At 69.6% G+C, this 21,217-nt stretch carries 1 protein-coding gene (cut by a window edge); it reads right to left on the bottom strand.

Going from position 1 to position 21,217, the window contains the following annotated elements; genetic code table 11:
* Positions 1-2 precede the first annotated feature (2 nt).
* Positions 3-21,217: the 3' portion of a C2 family cysteine protease gene (locus tag NRB56_RS02545; RefSeq protein ID WP_153338801.1), read on the bottom strand. 19,429 nt of this gene lie beyond the right edge of the window; 21,215 of the gene's 40,644 nt are visible here — the last part of the coding sequence; its start codon lies beyond the right edge, outside the window; the stop codon is at positions 3-5.

Here is a 21,217-nt window from a genome sequence, read left to right as displayed (position 1 = left end):
GGTCAGGTTCTGGTGGGTGGATCGAGTTCCGGGTTGGTACTTCCGTACCGGAATGCCAGCCATCCGGCGTTGTCGAGCGCGGCCCGGCCGACGGCCGTGAAATCGGAATTCGCGATCACCTCGACCGGCGGTCCGGTGGGCGGGGCCGGAACCTTTCCCGCCGCGATGTCCTCGATCTCCTGCCGGCTGTAGCGGGTCTCGGGGAGTCGTCTCCGGGTGCCGTTGTGCAGCGACACCCAGCCGGCGTTGTCGAAGGCGCTCAGGAATGCCTTGCCGTCCACCGCGAATCCGGCGACCTTGCCCGCCGAGGCGTAGACCGTGGCGTCGGGGAAGGTCCGGCGCATCGCGTGGTAGAAGTTCGTGGCCGCGGATCCGGCCGCGGACTCGCAGGGGAACAGCACGAACGACTTGTCGGTTCGCCCGTTCAACGCTTCCCGGAAGGACTCGGACGCCTGGACGACGGCGGCGTACGTCGCGCCGTCGACCGTCACCGTGCGCCCCGACTTCAATACCACCCGCATCCCGTCCGGCCGGCCGTGCCCGTCGACAAAGACCGGCCCGTGATATCCGGGATCGGTGCGCGTGTCGTTCGATTCGGCCGCCCACGGCGCCGCGACCAGCTCGCCGCCCGGTCGCCGGTCGAGGGATTCGACCCACGGCGGTTCCACGGCGCCGGGCAGGGTCCGCAACACCCCGTCGTGCCCCGCCTGCGCCGCGGCCCACTCCTGCTCGAGCTCGAGGATCTCACCGGTGTCGAAGGTGACACCGATCGCGCGACCATCCTTGTCCCGCAACGGATTTGTCACCACATCGCCGGCATCGAACCGAATCGGCCTGCCGCTCGGCAGGATTCCGCGCAGCGCACCGCTGCCGACCTCCGTGACCGGTGCGGGCCCGGAGTCGAAGAGAGCGGGGAACATGCGCCGGAACGCTTCTCGCCAACTCCGGCCACGGGCGCTCACGACCGCGCCGACCACTTCGCCCGCCAGGGGCGCCGGCGGAGTCACGGTTGCGGCGGGCCGAGTCGGCGTCACCGCGGCGTGCGTCACGACGGTTCCGGCCGGACCGGCACCGGCCGAGAGGGGCGTGGCGGGCCGGGTCGGCGCGACCGGCTGCTGAGGCGCGGTGTGCGGTACCGGTGACGGATTGTGCTGCGCCGCACCGTTCGTCGATGACGCAGTGGTCGTCGTGGGGCCCGCCGTCCCCGGATCGCGGGTGGCCGCCGACGGCGCCGGGTGACCGGGGCCGCGCCGGAGGCCGAGGGACAGCAGCCGGCGGCTCCAGATCTGATCCTTACCGGGCCGATAGCGCGTCTGCGGATTGTCGCGCCAACCGGCGGCGGAGTAGGAGACCCAGCCGGCGTTCTGCCACGCGGTCGCGGTCGCCGTGAGACGTCCGTCCGTGGTCCGCACACCCAGGCCCACCACGGCCGCCGACGCGTGTACGGTGTTGCCCGAGAACGAATGACGGATCGCGGTCGCGAAATCCACCGCCGCGCTGCCCTTCGCGGGGCTGCACGACAACAGGACGAACGACTTGTGCGGATTCGACCTCAGGGCCTCGTGTACCGCGGCGCTGGCCGTCACGATCTTCGCGTAGTTGGCTCCGTCGACCAACAGCCGGGTGCCGTCCCGTAACGCCACGGCGAAGCGGTCCGGCCGGGCATGGGTGTCCACGAAGATGGGGCCGTCCTTGCCGCCGAGATAGTCCACGTTCCACGGCGCCGAGACCTTCTTGCCCGCGACGGAACTGCCGGACCAGCCGTGGCGTGTCCTGGTCACCTGATCGTGCCCGCCGTCGGCCTTCGCCCACCGCGTCAGGTACTTGATCTCGGAGTCCTGGTACGCGAACGTCACCCCGATGACCGCACCGTTCTTGTTCCGCAGCGGAGTGCTCTCGATCTCGTCGACCCGGAAGACCACCGGGGCTCCGGCGCGATCGGTGCCCCTGCCGACCGCGGGATCGTCGCGCCACAGCGTCTTCGCGGACGCCGGCCGGTCCGGCCTCCCCGCAGCGACGGTCGCGGCGACGGCCGTGGTGACGGCCGTGTTCGCGGCACTCGGCGCCGCGGTCGCCGTCGTCCCCGGATAGCGGGTGCCCTGGGCGACGGTCGAGGTGCCGTCCTCGGCGAACGTCTCCCACCCGGCGTTGTTCTCGGCGGCGATGAGCCGGCGCCGGTCGTCGGGTGTGGCCTTGTCCCACGACACCGATGTGTAGACGGTGCCCTTGGAGGCGTGCACGCGCAGTCCGGGGAACGTCTGCGCCATCGTCGTCGTGAAATCCCGGGCGGCCGTGCCGGCCGCCGGCCGGCACGAGATCAGGACGAATTCGCGGGACGGCTGCTGTCCGGCATTCACCGCGTCGTGCAGATGCCGGGACTGCTCCACGATCTTCGCGAAGGTCGCGCCGCTCACCTCGACCGTCGTCCCGGTCCGCAACCGGATCTCGAAGGTGTTCCGGCCCGCGTGCGCCTGCACGAACAACGGCCCGCTCCCGTCTCGGTACCGATCGGCCCAGGGCGCGTCCACGATCTCGCCCCCGAACCGCTTCGGCCGCCGGAACACCTCATTCGCGTCCTCGCCCGGCTGCACGCGGATCACCTTGTCGCGGTAGCCGTCCGCCCTCGCCCACTTCAGATTCGCCGCCACCTCGCTGCGGCGATGCATGAAGGCGACACCGATCGACCTGTCGTCGGATCCGATCAACGCCTGCGAAACCACGTCCTCCAGGCGGAAATTCACCGGCACGCCGAGGAAGTTCTTGCCCCGCAACGCATCGCCCGACTTGCCGGCTCGCAGCGAGTTCAGATACGTCTTCCATCCGATGTCCAGCGGCACGTAGCCCGGATCCTTCGGAGACAGCAACCGCGAGAACAACTTCGGGCCGCTATCGGACCGCACCGATCCCGCGGTCCGGGTACCACCGGAGTTCGCGACGGCCCGATCGACGGTGCGCGAACCGTTGCCGGACTCGGTGTTCCGCGAATGCCGGGTACCGCTGTTGCGTCGCCTGCTGCCGTCGGGGCGGATGGTGTCCCACCCGGCGTTGTCGTCAGCGCCGGTGAGCCGGTAGACGTTGCCCGCCGGATCGGTGAGGACAGTCGCGCCGACCCGGGCGCGGGAGGCGTGGGTCCTGGTGGCGGGGAAGTTGTTGCGCAGAGAGGCCGCGAAATCCGTTGCGGCGTAACCGTCGGCGGCCCGGCAGGCGAGCAGCACGATCGAGCGCGGCGAGCCGGCCGTCGCCGTCCCGGCACTCGTCGCGGCGAGGAACAGTTGCGACTGCTCGACCACCTTCTCGAAGGTGGCGCCGTCGACATCGACGGTCACCCCGCTGCGCAGCCGGATCGCGAACAGGTCCGGATCGGCGTGCACGCTGATGAACACCGGCCCGGCCCCGGCGCGGTAGTCCTGGGCCCACGGCGCCTCGACCGCCTCCACCCCGGGCCGCATCGGCCGGTTGAAGACGTGCCGGGTGCGCTCGCCCCGCCGGGTCCGGACCACCATGTCCCGCCAGTTGTCCGCGCGGGCCCACTGCTGGTCGAGGTCGATCTCGTCCTGCCGGTACATGAAGGTGACGCCGACCGGAGCCCCGTCGGATCCGGTCAGCGGGTTGGCCACCACGTCCGCGGCCCGGAAGTAGACCGACTTGCCGTCGCGGTCCCGGCCACGCAGCATCGCGGGCGGCGGTGTCGTGGCGCCGGACGCCTCGTCGGCCGCCCGGGCGTCCCCGGTGGTCGCGACGATCCGGTCACCGGCGGGCGTGGTCCGGACGGTGGCGGCGGCCCGGCCGCGCCGGAGGCCGAACGGCAGCAACCGGCGGGACCACGTCACATCCGCACCGGGGGGATAGCGCGTGCCCGGATCGACCGCCCGCCCGGCCGCGGAGAACGATGTCCAGCCGGCGTTCTTCAGCGCGAAGGTCGCCGCCTCGGTCCGGCCCGACAGATAGTCCCGCCGGCCGACGTGCACATCGGCCGTCGACGCGTGCACGATGTTGTCCGAGAACGCCCCCCGGATCGCGGCGGCGAAATTCGCCGCCGCGGTGCCCGCCGCGGGCCGGCACGACAACAGCACGAACGACTTGTGCGGATTCGACTTCAGGGCCTCGTGCACCGCGGCCGTACCCGCCACGATCTTCGCGTAGTTGCGGCCGTCGACGACCAGCCGGGTGCCGGACTTCAACTGCACCTGGAACCGGTCCGGACTCGCGTGCGCGTCCAGGAAGACCGGCCCGTCCTTACCGCCGAGATAGTCCACGCTCCACGGCGCCGGGACATTCTTGCCCGCTACGGACCGGCCGAACCAGCCGCGGCGGGTCCGGACCACCGTGTCGTGCCCGCTGTCGGCCTTGGCCCATTGCTTCGCGAATCCGATGCTCTTGCCGGTATGGGTGAAGGTCACGCCCAGGACGGTGCCGTCCGGCCGGCGCAGGACGTTGCTGACCACGTCCGCCACCCGGAAACGCACCGGCGCACCGGCCTGGTCGGCGCCCTCGATCGCATCGGAATCGTTGTGCGACTGCGTTTTCGGTGATGACACCGGTGCCGGCGTTCCGGTGTCCGTGGTCAGCGGCCGTGCCGAGGTCGAAAAGTTCTGCCGGGACAGGCCGCCGGAGAACCACCTCGATCCGCGGCCCGAGGTGACGGCCGGGGTGACCGTGGTACCGGGCCCGTTCCGCGACGCCGCCGAAATCGTCTGCGGTGCGGCATTGTTCGTCGTGGCCTGCGCCGCCGGCTGATACCGGGTGTCTTCCAGCACCGTCGATCTGCCGTTCGGCGTGAACGTCTCCCAGCCCGCATTGCCCTTGGCGCCGGTGAGCCGCGATTCGACGCCCGGCCTGGCGCTGTTCCAACTCGTGGTGGTGGTGACCGTTCCCCTGGACGCGTGCACCCGCATGTAGGGGAACACCCGCGCCATCGTCGTCGTGAAATCCCGGGCGGCCGTGCCGCGTGCGGGTTTGCACGAGATCAACGCCAGCGAACGTGATGGCCGGGCCCACTCCGCCTCGTCCCGCACCGCGTTGTCGAAGTACGCCGACTGCTGCACGATCTTCGCGAAGGTCGCGCCGTCGACCTCGAGGGTGGTCCCGGTCTTCAACCGGATCTCGAACCGGTTCGGACCGGCGTGCGCCTGCACGAACAACGGTCCCTTGGCGCCGGCGCCGTAGTCGCTCGCCCAGGGCGCGTCGACCAGCTCCTGCCCGTCGCGCAGGTCGCCTTCGAACACCCGCCGCGGATCCTGGCCCGGTCGGGTCCGGACCACCTTGTCGTTCAACCGCTCCGCGCGCGCCCAGCGCTGCATGGACGTGACCTCGTCCGCGCTGTGCATGAAGGTGACCCCGATGGGGTTGCCGGCGGAGCCGGTCAGCTGATGCGAGACCACGTCCTGCATGCGGAAATTCACCGGCACGCCCAGGAAGTTCTTGCCCCGCAGCGCATCGCTCGCCTTGCCCGCCCGCAGCGAGTTCAGGTAGGTCTTCCAGCCCAGCGCCAGCGACAATTTCGAGGGATCGGCGTGGGAGATCGCCCGGCCCGAGGACACCGTGCCGGCCGTCTTGCTCACCGTGGCGGTCGCGGGTGCGGTGGCCGTCGCCGGCCCGGACTTCGGTTTCGCGGTGCCGGCCTTCGCATCCGGATAGCGCGTTCCGGCGACCTCCCACGACCGGCCGAACATGTAGGTCTTCCAGCCCTTGTTCTTGTCCGCGCTGATGACCGCCCGGCGCTCCCCGTCGCGGGTGGGCGCCCAGCCCACGCGGACGGTCGCGGCCGAAGCGTGTACAGCGTTGCCCGAGAACGTGTTCCGAATCGCCGCCGCGAAATCGTTTGCGGCGGTGCCTTTTCCGGGTTTACAGGACAGCAGGACGAAGGACTTGTACGGATTGGACCGCAACGCCTCCTGGACCGCGTTGCTCTGCGCCACGATCTTCGCGTAGTTGCGACCGTCGACGAAGACCGTGGTTCCGGAGTTCAACCGCAGCTGGAAACCGTCCGGCTCGGCGTGGGTGTCGACGAAGACCGGACCGTCACCGCCGCCCGCGTAATCCATGCTCCACGGCGCGGTGACGGCCTCGCCGCGAGTCGAGCGACCGAAGAACCAGGTGGGCCGCCGCGTCTTGTACACCGTGTCGTGCCCGGACTCGGCGGCCGCGAACTGCTGCGTCACCCGGACTTCCGAAACCTTGTGGGTGTAGGTGACGCCGATGATCTTGTCGTTCTTGTTCAGCAACGGATGACTGACCACGTCGGCCGCGTGGAACCGCATCGGGATTCCGAAGGCGTCGGTGCCGCGGACGGCGTCGGAATCCTTGCGCAGCCGCCAGGAATTCAGATACGCCTGCAGGCCGAGGCCCCGGGCCGCCCATTCCGATCCGGGACCGCGAGCCGACGACCTCGTCGACACCACCGGCTTCGCCGCCGTGCCCGTGGCGGCGGTGGCGGTGTTCGGCAGGGTGGCCGGCGTGGTGGTCGCCGCCGTGGCCCGCGACGCGACGGCCGCCGGTTGGTGGCGGGTCGCCTCGGCCACCGTCGATGCCCCGTTCGGGGTGAAGGTTTCCCAGCCCGCGTTGCCCTTCGCGCCGATCAGTCGCGATTCGGCACCGGTCGCGGTATTCCGCATCGTCGTCGTGGAGACCGTGGCCCTCGACGCGTGCACCCGCAGGTACGGGAACGACTTCGCCATCGTCGTGGTGAAATCCCGTGCGGCGGTGCCACGAGCGGGTTTGCACGCGATCAGCGCGAAGGAACGGGTCGGGCGCGCCCATTCGGCCTCGTCGTTCACGGCATCGTGGAAATACTGCGACTGCTCCACGATCTTCGCGAACGTGGCACCGGACACCTCGACGGTCGTGCCGGTCCGCAGCCGGATCTCGAAGGTGTTCGGACCCGCGTGCGCCTGTACGAACAACGGGCCCTTGGCGTAGGCGCCGTAGTCGGAGGCCCACGGCGCGTCGACCACCTCCTGCCCGTGACGCAGCGTTCCGTCGAACGCCTGCTGTGTCCGCTGACCGGGCTGGGTGCGAATCACCTTGTCGTTCAGCCGCTCCGCGCGGGCCCAGCGTTGCAGCGAATCGACCTCGTCGCGCAGGTGGGCGAAGGTGAGGCCGATGGGATTGCCCGCGGAGCCGGTCAGCTGATGCGAGATCACGTCCGCCATGCGGAAATTCACCGGCACACCGAGGAAGTTCTTGCCCTGCAGCGCATCAGCGGCGGTGCGGGACCGCCACGAATTCAGATAGGTCTTCCAGCCCAGCTTCGACGACACCGTGCTGCCGATGCCGTGCGAAATCGGCCGGTCCACGGCGCCCGGACCACGGGCCGCGTCGACGCCCTCGGTGTTCGAGGCGCTCACCGTTGCCGCGGTGACGGGCATGGTTGCGGTCGCAGTGTCGACAGCCGCAGTGTCGACAGCCGCGATGGCGGCGGCCGGCTGTGCGGCGTTCGCACCGGTGAACGGATAGCGCGTCCGCGGGTTGCCCAGGACGCGATCGCCCTGGAAGGTCAGCCAGCCCTTGTTGCGCTCCGCGGCGATGGTCGCGATGGACCGCCCGTTGCGCTTGCGCACGCCGGCCACCACGACGGCTTCGGAGGCGTGCACCGTATTGCCCGAGAAGGCGTCCTTGATGGCTGCCGAGAAATCGTCGGCGGCGGCTCCCCGGCCCGGCTCGCAGGACAACAACACGAAGGACTTGTGCGGGTTCGTCTGCAGCGCTTCGTGGACCGCGTTGCTCTGCCGCACCAGCTTCGCGTAGTTGCGGCCGTTCACCATGACGTTGAGGCCGGATTTCAGCCGCAGGTGGAAAGAGCTCGGATTGGCATGGGCGTCGAGGAAGACCGGGCCGTCGCCACCGTTGGCGTAATCCGGGCTCCACGGCGCGGATACCTGGTCTCCCTTGACCCAGTTACCCTTCGCGTCACGCTCCGTCCGGAACACCGTGTCGTGTCCGCTGTCGGCTTCCGCCCATCGCCGCATGAGGTCGATCGAGTCGACCCGGTGCATGAACGACAGGCCCAGTACCTTGCCGTCCTTGTTCACCATGGAACGGCTGACGACATCCTCGGCCCGGAACCGCACCGGGGCTCCCCAGAACTCGTCGATCCCCTCGATGGCATCGGGATCTTTGCGCATCCGCCACGCATCCAGGAAGCCCCGCCAGCGCGCCCCCTCCTTCGACAGCGCCGAGGACGCCGACTTCTGCACCTCCGTGACGGAACCAGCAGCGGCCGAGGGTTTCCCGGTGCTGCCGCCCAGGATCCGCTGCGCCACCGTCTGCTTCGCGGTCTCCGGGTATCGCGTGCGCGGATTGTCCAGCGTCTTCCCGAGCAGGTAGGTCGTCCACCCCTTGTTCTTCAGCGCCGAGACGGTCGCCTCCGTCCGCCCGGACGTGAACTCCCGGACACCGACCCGCACGGTCCCCGCGGACGCATAGATGGTGTTGCCCGAGAACGCGTTACGCAGCGCGGCCATGAAATCGTTTGCCGCGGTGCCTTTTCCGGGCTTGCACGAGAGCAACACGAACGACCTGAACGGATTGGACTGCAACGCCTCCCGCACGGCGTTGTTCTTCTCGACGATCTTCGCGTAGTTGCGCCCGTCCACCATCACGGTGAGACCCGAAGCCAGCCGCACCTGGAAACCGTCGGGCTCCGCATGGGTGTCGAGGAATACCGGGCCGTCCTTGCCGTTCAGATAGTCCGGGTACCAAGGCGCCGCGATATTGTCGCCCTGAACGTATTCTCCGGTCGCCTCGTCGAACCGCGTCTTGTACACCCGGTCGTGCCCGCTGTCGGCCGCCGCCCACCGCTGCGAGAGCAGCACCTCGTTCGGCTTGTGCCCGAAGGTGACACCGATGATGTTGTCGGCCTTGTTCAGCAGGGGGTAGCTGACGACATCCTTCAGCTGGAACCGTACCGGCAGGCCCCAGCTGTCGGTACCCCGGACGGATTCGGAGTCCTTGCGCAGCCGCCACGAATTCAGCACGGCCTGCCAGCGCGCGCTGCGGGTCGACCAGGCCGACGACAGCGACTTGGCGACCGTGATCTCGTCGACGACAGGCGATGTCGACGCAGCGGCGGCAGTCGTCGGCGGGTGCTCGGTCGTCGTGGCCGCCGCGGGGGTCACGGTCGCGGCGGCCGTGGTCGTGGTCGCCGCGGCCGTGGTCGCCGCCGGATATCGGGTGTTCGGATTGTCGAGCGCGTTACCGAACAGATAGGACGTCCAGCCACGGTTCTTGTCCGCGCTGATGGTCGCCTCGGTGCGGCCGGATTCGAACAGCCGCCAGCCGGTTCGCACGGTGGCGGACGACGCGTGGATCGCGTTGCCGCCCGAGAACGCATTTCGCATCGCCGCCGCGAAATCTGTTGCGGCGGTGCCCTTCCCCGGCTTACAGGACAGCAGGACGAAGGATTTGTACGGGTTCGACTTCAGCGCTTCCCGCACCGCGGCGCTCTGCTCCACCACCTTCGCGTAGGTGCGCCCGTCGATCACCAGGGTGGTACCGGATTTCAACCGGATCTCGAAGCCGTCCGCCTCGGCATGAGCGTCGAGGAAGACCGGGCCGTCGCCGCCGCCGAAGAAGTCCATGTACCACGGCGCGGCGACGGCCTGGCCGCGCACGGAACGGCCGATCCAGCCGCGCCAGCCCCGGGCGCGCTGCGTCCGATACACCCGGTCGAGCCCGGCGTCGGCCGTCATGAGCTTCTTCGCGAGGTCGACATCCTTGGTCGTGTGGGTGAACGTGACGCCCACGACCGCGTTGTCCTTGTTCACCAGGGTGTGGGCGGCAACATCCTCGGCCCGGAAACGGACCGGCAGGCCGGCGAAGTTGGTGCCGCGCAGGCTGCCCGAATCCTCGCGCAGGCGCCAGGAATTCAGATACGTCCGCCAGCCCACCGCGCGGGTGCCCGACAGTGCGGACACCACTTCGTCCGCGACGGAGCCGGCGACCGACGCGGTATCCGCCGCGACGGGCCCGGTATCGGCCGGCTGCGCGGCGGCGACCATCGTCGCGGTATCCGGGTCGCCGGTCGTGACCGGCGCGGTCGCCGCGGTGGCCGCCGTCTGCGCTGCGTCCGGAACCGTCTGCGCCGCAGTGGCTTCGGCCGCGAAGGCATCCAGATCCGCTTGCTGGTACCGGGTCCTGCCGTGCCGGGTGCCCTTGCCGTTGTGGAAGGAGACCCACCCGGCGTTGTCGTGGGCGCCGAGGAGACCGCCGACGCCCGGCGCGTTGAATCCGCTGACGATGCCCTCGGACGCGTACACGCGAGTGCTCGGGAAGTTCGCCCGGATCGCGTCGTAGAAGTCTCCGGCCTCGGAACCGGCTGCGGCCGTGCAGGACAGCAGCACGAACGAGGTGTCGGTACGGCCGTCGACCGCGTCCTCGAAGGATCGCGTCGACCGGGCGATCGCCGCATAGGTGGCGCCGTCGACGAAGACCTTCACACCCGACCGGAGGTGGACCGCGAAGCCGTCCGCACCGGCGTGGGTGTCGAGGTAGACCGGACCGCGGTATCCGGCGGTGGTCTGCTGAGCGGCGTAATCCTTCGCCCAGGGCGCCATGACGAGCGACTTGCCCGGCACCAGTCCGCGCCGGGCCACCTCCACCATGTCGTCGTCACCGGGCCGGGACTTCAGCACCATGTCGTGTCCCGCCGGCGCCTTCGCCCAGTTCAGCATCGAGGTCAGGTCCCGGCCCTGCATGAAGGTGACACCGATGGTGCGGCCGTCCTTGTCCACCAGCGGACTACTGATCACGTCGGCGGCGGAGAACCGGATCGGCCGACCGTCCGAGGTGAGTCCGTCGAGCGGATCGGTGTGCGTGTCGTCCGTCTGCGACCGGATCGACTCGGCGGTCTCGGCCGGAACCGCGGCCGAGGTGCCGGCGTCGTTCGCGACGGCCGCGGTCGGCCCGGGTGGCACCCGTGGTCCGCGGAATCGGATCGCGCGCAACGCGCTCTGCAACATCCGCTTCCAGCGACCGGCCCGGGTGGCGCCGGCCTCGGCCACCACGGTGTCGGCGACGGGAGCCGGACCGGTTGTGGGCGTGGCTGTTTCGGCAGGTTCGGTAGCGGCGGCAGTGCGGACCAGCCGATCGAAGGTCGGCGCCGCGACCTCGTCGAGCCCGAACAACGCGCGGGCCCCGGCACCGCTGACGGTGAGCCCGTTGAATTTGTTGAGGTGTTCCAGGTCCACGGTCAGCACGCCGTCGGCGTAGTGGCGGATTCCGCGCATCGGCCGTACCGGTGTCTCGCCGGCGTGTACGTGTGCCCGCCAAGGGTTTTGCAGGATCAGCGACAGCGGATCACCGGCGCCGTTGCGCGCGATCCCCAGGACCGCGAATCCGTGACCGCCGACCAGACCGGGGTAGTCGGTGATGTTCTCGGTGCCCGTCCCCCACTTCCTGGTGTCCAACATCACCAGATCGCCACGATCCAGGGCGAATTGGACGCGTTCGGCGGTGGCCTGGGACACCACCGGATCCGGGGTCGAGGTCCGCCACGACTCCTCGACGGCGACATGCTCGACGAGCCGGTCGATCCGGGTCGCCCAGCGGGCAAGCTGGTCGGTGGTGAGCCGCTTCTGCAGGAAGTTCCGGAATCCGTCGCCGAGGGCCGGATTGTGCCACTTGACCACGGCGAGGTATTCCTGCATCGCCAGGGTCGGCCCGATCTGATCGGTCAGGATCTGGATCAGTTCGCCGTCTTCGGTATTCGCGAACGGATCGCGCTCCCGCGTCACGTGGGCCTGGAGGGCCCGTCCCCATTCGCCCTGCAACGAGCCGATCGTGCGGGTGAATTCCTCGTCGCCGCCGGTCAATCGGCCCAGGGAGTCCAGATCCAGCCGCATCGGGTGCAGGAAGTAGGTGTCGCCGACGGTCCGGGCGGGCCGCGGCCGGAAGCCGCCCGGCAGCACATCGGGCATCAGTGCCGTGGCGGCGAGATCCGAGGTGCCGCCGACGATTCCGACGTAACCCTTGTCGATGCCCGCGAAGACCGCGTACGCCTTCTCCAGCATCGCCGGCCACAGCGCCCCGTTGCGGACGGGAGCGTTGCGCGCAGTCCCGTCGGGGGTCAGGTACAGGTCCTTGGTCACCCGGATCCAGGCCTCGTTGCGATCCTTGTCGAAGAACCGCACCGCCACCGAATCGCCCAGATCGCGCATCATCTCGGGCAGCAGGCCGGGCGTGCGGGCCAGCTCGATCATGTTGGTGATCAGGTAGCAGTCGCCCAGATTCCCCTGTGCGACATCGGTATCCCGAGGCCCCTCCGCTCCCCACAGCGGCGCGTCGATCTTCCGCAGCGCGGTCAACCGGATTCCGGCCGTCGGCGCGGGAATTCGGCGCCACGCGGTGGCCGGGTTCTTGTCGGCGGGGTCGCGGATCATGATCGTGTCCGGATCCAGGCTGCCGTCGCGGTTCTCCACCCGGCGGACGGCGACCTTGTCGCCGACCGCGAGGTGCACCGGATTCCCGGCGGCGTCGTCGAACCAGATACCCGAGCCGGCCAGCAGGTATTTCGTCGACGAGAACCATCCGCCGGATGCTTCCGCCACGAAGGCCCGATCGGCGATCTTCTTGCTCACCACGATCGGGTCGCGGTCGCCGCGACGGTCCAGCGGCACCAGCCCGACGTACTCACGGCCGTCCGGCGCGACGATCGGGGGCCCCGCGACACGCCGCCAGCCGCTGCCCAGGTCGAATCGGTGCGCGACGCCGGCCCGGTCGAGCACCACCAGGCGATCCGCGGGCACCCGCTCCTCGATCGCCGGCGCGACGTACGGGTGCAGGTCGTCGAACGTGGTTCGTTGTGGTGCTTGCTGATTCGCGGCCGCCGGCGCCGTGGCGGCGGGCTGCTGCACCGGTGCGGTCAGCGCGGCCTCGGCGTCCGCGCGGCCGAAGAAGTCACCGAGCTCGTCGTCACCCCACGACACACCCGCCGCCGGATCATCGACGAACAACCCCGCCCCCGCCAACGGATTCCGCGCATCCGCCGACACACCCGCCAGATCCGCGAACTCCGGATCCGTGACCGCACCGTCGCGCACCGCCCGGCCCCGCACCGCACGATCGAACGCGTCGTTGAAGACGTTGCCCTCGAACCAGTTCCGCAGCGCCTCGGTATCCGCGGCGGTTCCGGGCGTCTCGTCGGAGGCGGTGGCGGCGGTACGCACCGTGCGGTCCAACGTATCTCGCGGGATGGGGTCGATACCGAACAGGCCGCGCGCCCCGGAACCGCTGACCGTCACGCCCATGAACTTGCCGAGATGTTCGAGCCCCACCATCAGCACGCCGCCGGGATCGTGGCGGATGCCGGGCATCAGCGTGCCGAGCGGAGTTCCGTCCTGGGTGTGCCGGCGCCAGGGGTTCTGCAACGCCAGCGCCGCCGGCTCCCCCGCGGCGTCGCGTCCGACGGCGATCACCGCGTAGGCGTGACCGCCGATCAGGCCCGGGAATTCCGCCGTGTCCTCGGCGGTCGCCCCCCAGTTGCGGGTGCCGAGCGTCACCAGATCACCGCGATCGAGAGCGTATTTGATGCGCTCGGCGACAATTCGCGCCACGGCCGGAGCGGGCGTTCGGGTGCGCCACGATTCGTCGAGGCCGACGTGGTCGATCAACCGATCCGTCTCGTCGGCCCACCGGGCCCGCTGCTCCGGGGTCAGATGGTCGTGCAGGAAGCTCCGGAAACCGCCCGCGAGCGCCGGATTATCGGCCCGGATCTGCCGCAGATAGCCCTCGAGCGACGCATCCAGGTCGAATTTGTTCTGCTGCAACAGGTTCGACATCAGTTGGTTGTCGTGCGAATTCGCGAAGGGATTCCGCTCCCGGTGCAGATGATCCTGCAGAGCCTGCGCCCATGATTCCTCCAGCGATTCGATCAGTTCGGCGAATTCCCGGTCACCACCGGCCAGCGACTGCAGCGTGTCCGCGTCCATCCGCATCGGATGCAGGAAATAGGAATCTTCCGCCGTCCGGGCCGGACTGGGGCGGACGGTACCGGGCAGCAGATCCGGCATGATCGCCGCGGCCGCCTGTTCCGTCCGGCCGCCGTCGATGCCGTGGTAGCCGTTGTCCCGGCCGGCGAATACCGCGTAGGCCTTCTCCAGCATGGCGGGCCACAGCGCCCCGTTGCGGACGATCGCGTGCCGGGCCGAGCCGTCGGGACCGGCGTACAGATGCTTGGACACCCGGATCCAGTGCTCGGCGCGCGCCTCGTCGTAGAACCGCACGGCCACCGAATCGCCGAGATCACGCATCATCTCGGTCAGCAACGCGGGGCGGCGCGCCAGGTCGAGCAGGTTCGCCATCAGATAGCAGTCGGCCAGCCCGCCCTGCTGGACGTCGGCGATGCTGGGGTTGCCGTCCGGCCCCCAGAGCGGGACATCGAAGAATTGCAGTCGCGGCGCGGTGTTTCCGAAGATCCGCCGGGGCATCGTCCGCCATCGGGTGCCCGAATGCTCGCGGATCTGGATCCGGTCGGGGTCCAGCGTGCCGTCCGCGAGCTCCACCGGCCGGACCAGGACGCTCGTGCCGGCCGCCAGCGATCCGGGGACGCCGTTGTCGTCGGCCCAGATGCCGGAGCCGGCCACCAGATGATCCGGCGCGGACCAGGATCGCGAGGTCGTGAAGGCCTGCGCGACCATGCTCTCGTGCACCCAGATCGGGTCGGCATCGGATTGCCGGTGCTGCGGAACCAATCCGACGTAGCGGCTACCGGTACTCGCGTCGGTGATCGGCGCACCGGCGATCCGCCGCCAGCGGCTGCCGACACCGAAACGCCGTGCGGTGCCGGACATGTCCGGCACCACCAGCCGATCGGCCGGTACCTGTTCCTGGACGGCCACCGCAGTGGACCGTGGCAGCTGCCGCAACGATTCGAGTTGCGGCGCAGCCGGTATCGCTCGGGCCCGCATCGTGACCGGAACCGACCCGGCCGGGCCTGCCGAGCCGTGCCCGGCCTCGGCCTCGGCGCGGCCGAAGAAGTCACCGAGCTCGTCGTCACCCCACGACACACCCGCCGCCGGATCATCGACGAACAACCCCGCCCCCGCCAACGGATTCCGCGCATCCGCCGACACACCCGCCAGATCCGCGAACTCCGGATCCGTGACCGCACCGTCACGCACCGCCCGCCCCCGCACCGCACGATCGAACGCGTCGTTGAACAGGTTGCGGTCGAGCCATTCTCGTAACCGCCCGGTCGCGACCGCTTGCCGCATACGGTGTTTCGCCGCCCGCCGGTCGGACCGCGACTGCGTGTGCAACGGCATCGCCACCAGCCGCTCCCGGTCGAGCTGCGCCGCCGCCTGCCGCATCGCCGCGTTCAGCTCGTCCAGAACGCCGGTGCCGTCGAATATCCGGGCCGGGGCCCGGTCGGCTATCGCCGCCCGGATCGCATCGGCGTCGAAGGTCCGGGCACTGGGGGCGGTCGCCGGTCGTGCCCGGAACGCGGCGTGGAGGGCATCCACCGGCCCGGCTCGCTCGGTGTCGGGCGCCTGCTGCGAAATCGGTGCGCCGGCCCCGGTGACCGGCGCCGCGCCGGGCGTACTCGAGATCGCGCGCACCGTGTGCGGCGCCACCACATCGATACCGAACAGTGCCTGGGCGCCGGAGCCGGCGACGGTCAATCCGTAGAACTTGTTGAGGTGTTCGAGGCCCACGGTCAGCACGCCGTCCGCCTGGTGGGTGATGCCGGGCATCAGCGTGGCGGTCGCCTTGCCGTCGGGAGTGTGCCGCTGCCACGGGTTCCGCAGGATCAGGCCCACCGGATCACCGGCGTTGTCACGCGCGACGCCGACCACCGCGTATCCGTGTCCGCCGACCAGGCCCGGGAATTCATCGATGTCCTCGGCGGCCGTACCCCAGTTGCGGGTGCCGAGTGTGACCAGATCGCCACTTGCCAGGGCGTATTCGATGCGCTCGGCGACGACGCGCGCGGCGATCGGATCCGCCGTCCGGGTGCGCCAGGATTCCTCGAGGCCGGCGTAGTCGACCAGCCGGTCGATCTCGGTGGCGAAGCGGGTCTGCTGGGCCGCGGTCAGATGCCATTGCAGGAAGCTCCGGAAGCCGGCGACGGTCGCCGGATTGTCCTTCTTGATCTGCTGGATGTAGTCCTGGGACGCCGCCGTCATGTCGAAGTTGTGCTGCGTCAACAGGGTGAGCATCAGGATGCCGTCGCTGATGTTCGCGGTCGGGTACTTCTCCCGGACGGAGTAATCGTGCAGAGCCTTGCCCCACTCGTCCTGCAACGATTCGATCAATTCGGCGAATTCGCCGGTGCCACCGGTCAACTGGCGCAGCGTATCCGGGTCCATCCGCATCGGGTGCAGGAAGTACGAATCGTAGACCGTGCGCGCGGGACGCGGGCGCAGCGAACCCGCCAGCAGATCGGGCACGATCGCGGCGGCGGCGTCTTCGGTCGTGCCGCCGTCGATACCGCGATAGCCCTCGTCCTTACCGGCGAACACCGCGTACGCCTTCTCCAATATCGCCGGCCACAACACTCCGTTGCGGACCGCCGCGTGCCGGGCTGTGCCGTCGGCATTCCCGTACAGCTGTTTGGAGACCCGGATCCACTCTTCGGTGCGATCCGCCTTGTAGAACCGCACGGCCACCGAATCGCCCAGATCACGCATCATGTCCATGACCATGTGGGGGCGACCCGCCAGTTCGAGCATGTTGGCGATCAGGTAACAATCACCGAGAGCACCCTGCCTGACATCGATCACGCTCGGACCGCCCGATTTCCACAGCGGGGCAGTGGCTTTCAGGAACTGCGGCATCGTGGGCCCGACGATCTGCCGCGGTGTCTGCCGCCACCCGGTCGACCGGGGGCCGCGGAGCATGATCGTGTCCCTGTCGATCGTGCCGTCGGGCTGCTCCACGGGCTGGATCAGGATCTTGGTGCCGGGCGCCGCCGACGATACCCAGCCGTCGTCGTCGAAATAGATCCCGGACGTGGCCACCAGATGATCCGCGCCGGACCAGTTCTTCGGTGTCGTGAACGCCATCGCGACGATGTCCTCGTTCACGAGGATGGGGTTGGTGTCGGAGGATTGGTGCAGCGGAACCAGTCCGACGAATGTGCGACCGGTGACGGCGTCGGTGATCGGTGCGCCGGCGGTCCGCCGCCAGCGGCTGCCGACATCCAATCGGTGGGTGGCACCGGTCATGTCCGGCACCAGCATTCGATCGGCCGGAACCTTCCAGCCGGCCGGCAGAACGGTGACGGATGTCAGCTTCCGCAACTCTTCGGTCTGCGGCGCAGCCGGTATCGACGGCGCCGGTGTGGCGGGGGCGGCCTGCGGTGCCGTGGTGGCGGGCCCGGCCTCGGCTTCCACCCGGGCGAAGAAATCCGCGATCTCGTTGTCGCCCCACTGCGTACCGGTTGCGGGATCGTCGACGAACAAACCCTTCGCCGCCAGCGGATTCCGCGCGTCCTCGGACATGTCCGCGAACTCCGGATCGGCGACGGTCCCGTCCCGCATCGGCCGGCCGCGCACCGCCCGATCGAACGGGTCGTTGAACACGTTGCGCGCGAACAAGCTTCGCAGCGCAGTGGTCGCGAAGACCACCTCGAACAGATCCTGCTCGTCGTCTTCCGGCCGCGTCATTCCGGGGAACAGCGGAATCGCCACCGGGGCCACCGGCACACGGTCGCGTGGCACAACCGGCGCCACCGCGAAGTGCGTTCCGACCGGTTTGCCGGTGCCGTCGAAAACCTGTCCGGGCAACGGATTCGCGGTGGTCTTCCCGTTGAGGCCCGCGTCGAACAGGTGGATGGTCGGCTCGGTCGTCGAATTGGCCACGCGCGCCTCACGGAAGGCGGTCATCGCGTTGTCCAGCCGGCGGGAACGCTGCGACCGCGGTACGTCGCGCGAGCCGGCTCCGGCCGGGATCCGGTGGTCCACCCACACCACGGCGGCGGTCTCGGCGGCGGGATTCGACTGCTTGACATCGACGTAATGGTCGATGGTGGCGGACAATTCGCGCGACATCGAGGCCAGCGCGGTATCGCTGGCGGCGGCCCGCCACACGATCGTGTCGGCGAGGTCGACGTCGCCGATACCCAGTACGAGCGCACCTCGACCGGCGTAGTTGTCCGGGGCGAGTTTCAGGACCTGAACCGGCGGCTGGGTTCCGGTCCGGCCGGAGTTCAGCCAGGATTCGAGCTCGGCGTCGTAGATGACGCCGAGCACGGTCTCCAGGTTCCGCCGCCGTTGCGTCTGCTCCCGCGACGGCGTGCCGATCCCGTCCAGCCTGCGCAACTCCGCGTCGATGTAGGCGCGGTTGAGGGTGTTTCGCACCGCCGCGGGGATACCGTGACCGTTGCGCAGGTCCGGGAAATCGATCGCCAGGCGGCGCTGGTACTCCGACGCCAGATCGGTGAATTGCAGATGCTCCCACCAGGTCTCGCCGTGTTCGCGCCACCACTTCGCGAGTTCCGCGGTGCGTGCCCGCGCATCGGTCAGCTTCCGGTCCGCCATCGGGAATTCCGGCGGGACGATGCGATCCCGCTCGGAGGCCGGCTCGGGGTGCGCGAAGAGATCGACCGTGGCGGAGGGCCGCACCCGCCCCTGGTGCAACAGGGCCGCCCAGGCGTCGACGTCGGCCTGGCGGGCGGTGAGCGCTCCCCGTTCCGTGGCGAGTTGCCCGCGCACCGTCGTCGTGGCGGCGGACCGCTCACGCCGGCTGAGCACCGCGTCGTGCGCGGCGATGATCCGGCGCAGGCGGGCCACCTCGGCGGTCTGCCGGGCGCGCTCCCCCCTCCGCTCGCGCAGCGGCCCGCCGACACCGCTGCGCCGTGAGTCGTCGTAGCGCCGCCGCTGGAAGTTCGGCGCCGGCCGCAGTCCGCGCCGGCGCAGCAGATCCAGGGCGTAGTCGTTCATCGTGGCCCGGGGCGCGTAATGGCCGCTGTGGTCGGACATGATGCGCAACGAGCCGTTGTCCACCGCCAGATACCCTGCGGCCGTGACCGTCCGGCCGCCGAGGAACGACGAATGGAATCGCGCCATCGCGCCGTCCCCGGAATACAGGTTGCCGAATTCGTCCATGACGAATCTCGCGCCGGTGGTGTGGTAGGGCGCGCCGTCCCGCGCCTGATACAGCCGGCCGTCCGGGCCGACGAAGATACGGTGCTGCTCGCGCTCCTCCGGCGTCATGTAATGAGTCGGGGGTTTGCCCCGGAACCGGAGAGGTTTCAGATTCGCAGTGCGTTTGACCCATTGTCTGGCGCTCAGGCCGAGTTTCAGATCCGTGAGCACCCGCACCGGGCGGTTCTCGCCGGCGTAGTGCGGCCCGAGCGCCGCGCCGTCGAGCAGCGGGATCGCCTGCGACGCCAGCACCCGATCGAAGGGCGGCGGAATCTGCTCGCGCGGAATCGCTCCCGGCACGGGCACCGCGGCCGGCTCGATCGGGCGAACCGCCGAGAACAGCGAACCGTCCGCGTTCACACCGATCTCGTACTGCCCCGCCGCAGTGCGGCGCAGATGGAGAGTGCCCCGTCGTTCGTGTTCGGTGACGTGGATCGGCGGTCCCGAGGAATTTTCCAGCACGATATCGGCGCCGAACGCGCGGGACGCCAGCACCAGTAACTCGCGGTGCGTGAGATCGCCCTCGCGCACCGGATGTGGCTCGAAATCGTGTGTGGGATCGAGCAATTGGGTGCGCGCGCGTTGCAGGCGGGTATTCGTCCGGTCCCGGAAATTCTGGTCGAACACATCTCGGATCTGCCGCTCCAGGCCGGCGTTGGCGGCGGCCCAGGCCGGATCCGCGGCGGCCCGGACCAGATGGTTCTGCCGCCGGACGCGTTCGGCCGCCCATTGTGCGGCCGCAGCCTCCGAGATCATCGTCTGCCGATAGTGCGGAAGATTTCGCTGCAGTTCGGCGGCGAGCAGTCGCCGTATCTCCCGCACGGAATCGACGTCGAACATCCGCGCCAGCGTGGCGAAGATCGGATCCGCGGTGATACCCATCGGTTCCCAGGCCGCGGGACCGGACCGCGGGGCGACCGTGGCCGGTTGCTGGGTGGCCGCCGCGGCGGTGAGGCGCACCGCCGCGTGATAATGACCGCCGCCGTAGTCGATTCGAACCAGCACGGCGTCCGCGGCGGCGATGTCGGCCGCCGGGGTCGGCCACCGTTCGTCGATGATCGCGATCGTCTTTCCCTGTGATTCCGCGATCGCCCGGGGCAGCAGATCCGCCAGATCGTTGTTGTAGACACCGGCGGTGCGCAATTGCTTCAGTTCGTGGTCGAACGTCCGCGCGCGGTTCTGGTCGGCCACGCCGCGCGGATGGTAGAGCCCCAGGAAGACCGCACGGTTCGCCGCGATGTAGTCGAGCGCCTCGTCGCGAATCGTCAAGTGGTGCTTCGTACTTTCCGAGGCGACGACGAACGATTGGAACATGCAGTTGCCGGCGGCCGCGACCTCGGTCAGCGTCAGGCCCGCCGCCCGCAGTGCCGCGGTCTGCGAGTGACTCGGGGCCCACCGATAGGTTCGCAATTCGGCGACGGCGGCCTCGAGGTCGGTCGCGTTCAGGAGCTGATCCAGGCCCGCGACGGCCGCACGGGCCTCGGAGGTGGGGAGTAGGGAGATCGTGTCCCGCATCGTGACGAGGCCGTCGCGGCCCTGCCGCCGGGCCAGGTCCAGCGGCCCGGAGTAGATGCCGTCGAACAGCGCCCGCGCCGCGTCCCGGAGCTGTTCGGGCCCGGCGGTGAACACCGGGCGCCCGGTCGTGACCGGCGCCGTGGGGGTGACGGGGTTCACGGCGGCCGGGGTGACCGAAGCGGGCGTGGTGTCGGTCGCCGTAGCCGCATCGGCGGCCGCCACCGCGGCGAACGGCACCGTCCCCTTGTTCGTCGACCAGGCCGACGCCTTGAACGCCGCGAGAACCGTCGCGTCGAGCGTGGCGGCATGGTCCCCGGACGCCAGGGTCAGCCCGAACACGTCCAGCACGTAGTCCGAGATCGTGTTCGCGACGACGTCGAAATCGGCCTGCTGGGTGGTGTTCGGATCCGCCACGATCATCGCCAGGCGGTGGGCGAGGTACCGCGAACCGGGCGGCGCGACCATGAACCGGTCGTTCATCTGCCCGCGCCGATACTGCAGGTCGACCTCCCGCCGCACCTGCTCCGAATGGGTGAGCCCCTCGATCTCCGATGGCACCGGGCGGTCGAAGAGCATCGGCGCGAAGATCGGAATGTCGTTCTCGTGCAACTGCATCGGCT

Source organism: Nocardia aurantia, from assembly GCF_009604425.1.
GTDB classification, from domain to species: domain Bacteria; phylum Actinomycetota; class Actinomycetes; order Mycobacteriales; family Mycobacteriaceae; genus Nocardia; species Nocardia aurantia.
The sequence above is the reverse complement of the archived record's forward strand: the minus strand, read 5'-3'. Positions and strand labels throughout refer to the sequence as shown.